Annotated in this window: 4 protein-coding genes; all 4 read right to left on the bottom strand. The window is 35.9% G+C overall.

Annotated elements, in window-relative coordinates:
* On the bottom strand, positions 1-614 hold a 614-nt coding region (locus WBM60_RS05505; protein ID WP_424282843.1), incomplete at its 3' end, for an SDR family oxidoreductase.
* Complete coding sequence (rfbC, locus tag WBM60_RS05500) at positions 611-1,156, bottom strand: dTDP-4-dehydrorhamnose 3,5-epimerase (protein ID WP_424282842.1); 546 nt, start codon at positions 1,154-1,156, stop codon at positions 611-613. The genes WBM60_RS05505 and rfbC, both read right to left, overlap by 4 nt.
* Positions 1,153-2,022 carry a glucose-1-phosphate thymidylyltransferase RfbA gene (gene rfbA / locus WBM60_RS05495; RefSeq protein ID WP_424276917.1) on the bottom strand — a complete coding sequence of 290 codons (870 nt, stop codon included), beginning with the start codon at positions 2,020-2,022 and terminating at the stop codon, positions 1,153-1,155. Before rfbA ends, rfbC begins: the two co-directional genes overlap by 4 nt.
* Before the next feature lie 11 nt (positions 2,023-2,033).
* The coding region (locus tag WBM60_RS05490; RefSeq protein ID WP_424282841.1) for a GDP-mannose 4,6-dehydratase at positions 2,034-2,421 on the bottom strand (388 nt) is incomplete at its 5' end.

Genomic DNA, 2,421 nt, shown 5'->3' with positions numbered 1-2,421 from the left:
TCCGTATTCTGAGAAATAATTAAATTTAAAACATATTTTACCAGATTATTTGCATTTGTTGGGCATCCGGTTTGTTCATCCGTAATATAAAGTACACTCTCAGTTTTAGCTTTATTTACAATAGTATTGTAGAAATTGTTCCCATATTCGGAATACAGCCATGATGTTCTGATTATGTAATATTTATCCAATATTTCCCGGATAAAATTTTCCCCGGCTAACTTGGACATTCCATATTGATTGATAGGGTTTGGCAAATCTGTAGTCAAATAACCTCCTTCTTTTTTCCCATCAAAAACATAATCTGTGGATATATGAATTAAAATTACATTGTGTTTATTACATTGAATTGCAAGTTGTTTAACAGCATAAGCATTAACTTCAAATGCTATATTTGGCTTTTTTTCAGATTGTTCGACATTGGTATAGGCCGCGCAGTTAATACAGTAATCGAAATTCCCGGATTCAAATGCTGAGTTTATACTTTTTGGATTGGTTATATCCAAGCCTTTGGAGTCCATGAATTTAAAATCCAACGAATCATAATTATTGGCGATTTTCTGTACACATTTTCCCAATTGTCCTTCAGAACCTGTTACCAATACACTTATCATAATCGCCGATTTTTAAAGAGGGGAAGTATTTTGTCTTTCTCTGATAGAATTAATTGGTCTTTTGGAAATTCCCAGTCAATTCCAATATCCGGGTCATCATATATTATTCCCCCTTCTGCTTCTTTATTATAATACTGATCACATTTATAGAAAAACTCCGCAACATTACTCAATACTAAAAAACCATGGGCAAACCCTTTAGGTATGAATAGCTGCTTTCTATTCTTCTCGCTCAATTCCATAGATAAATGCTCCCCGAATGTATGTGAATTTGGTCTTAGATCAACGACAACGTCTAAAACACTTCCTTTTATTACGCTTACCAATTTTGCCTGAGCGTATTCGCCAATTTGATAGTGTAATGCTCTTAAAACACCTTTGTAAGAGAGGGATTGATTATCCTGAACGAAATTAATTTTCTTGCCTATTGCTTCTTCGAATGACTGCTTGTTGAAACTTTCAAAAAAATAACCCCTTTCATCATTGTATAACTTGGGAGTCAGTGTAAAACATCCTTTTAACTTTGTCTCCTTTACGATCATGTATCCCTTTTTAATATCCCCAATAAATTTCTTCCGTAACCGCTTTTCATTAAAGGTTCGGCAAGTTTTTTAAATTGTTCCTTATTTATATAGCCCATTTCATAAGCAGCACCTTCAATAGCCCCAATCTTAAGGCCTTGCCGTTCTTCAATTACTTCCACAAACTGAGATGCCTGCATCAAGGATTGAAATGTACCCGTATCTAACCATGCTGTGCCCCTGTCTAATATACTTACATTTAGTTTACCTTGGGTGAGATACACTTTATTCACATCTGTTATCTCCAATTCGCCTCTTGCGCTTGGGGGGATATTTTTGGCGATATCGACTACATCGTTATCGTAAAAATATATGCCGGGTACAGCATAATTGGATTTAGGATGTTTTGGTTTTTCTTCAATACTGATAGCCCTACCTTCTAAATTAAATTCCACTACGCCGTAACGTTCTGGATCATTTACACGATATGCAAATATGATTCCACCATCTGGATCATTATTGGATTGTAACAATTTTGCCAAACCTGTGCCATAAAAGATATTATCCCCAAGAATCAGTGCCACTTTGTCCTGCCCAATAAAATCTGCTCCTATAATAAAGGCCTCGGCAAGACCGTTAGGCGCTTCTTGTACTGCATAGGAAAAACTGCAGCCATATTTTTTACCATCTCCTAATAATTCTTTAAAAAGTGGAAGGTCTTTTGGTGTTGAAATGATAAGAATTTCCCTGATACCTGCATACATCAGCGTAGAAAGCGGATAATATATCATGGGCTTATCATAAACAGGCATGAGCTGTTTACTCACCGATAAAGTCAACGGATGTAATCGCGTGCCAGAACCCCCTGCCAAAATTATCCCTTTCATTTACTTATATGTTATCGGGAGACATTTCTTTCCTTATACATTTTTTCATAATACTCCTGATAATTGCCGGAGGTAACATGATCTAACCATTCCTGATTATTCAGATACCAATCAATAGTTAGTTCCAGGCCTTCCTCAAAAGTAACGGAAGGTCTCCATCCCAGCTCTTTATTTATTTTATTGGCATCAATGGCATATCTTAAATCATGCCCTGGCCGATCCTTTACATAAGTTATCAACTTCGATGAGGTGCCTTCCTCCCTATTTAACTTTTGATCCATCAATTTACATAGGAGTTTTACCAAATCTATATTCTGCCATTCGTTAAAACCTCCTATATTATAGGTCTCAAAGTCTTTTCCTTTATGAAAAACCAAATCAATGGCAGAGGCGTGATCT

Origin of the sequence: Eudoraea sp. (assembly GCF_049669105.1) — a bacterium.
Classification (GTDB): domain Bacteria; phylum Bacteroidota; class Bacteroidia; order Flavobacteriales; family Flavobacteriaceae; genus Eudoraea.
The sequence above is the reverse complement of the archived record's forward strand: the minus strand, read 5'-3'. Positions and strand labels throughout refer to the sequence as shown.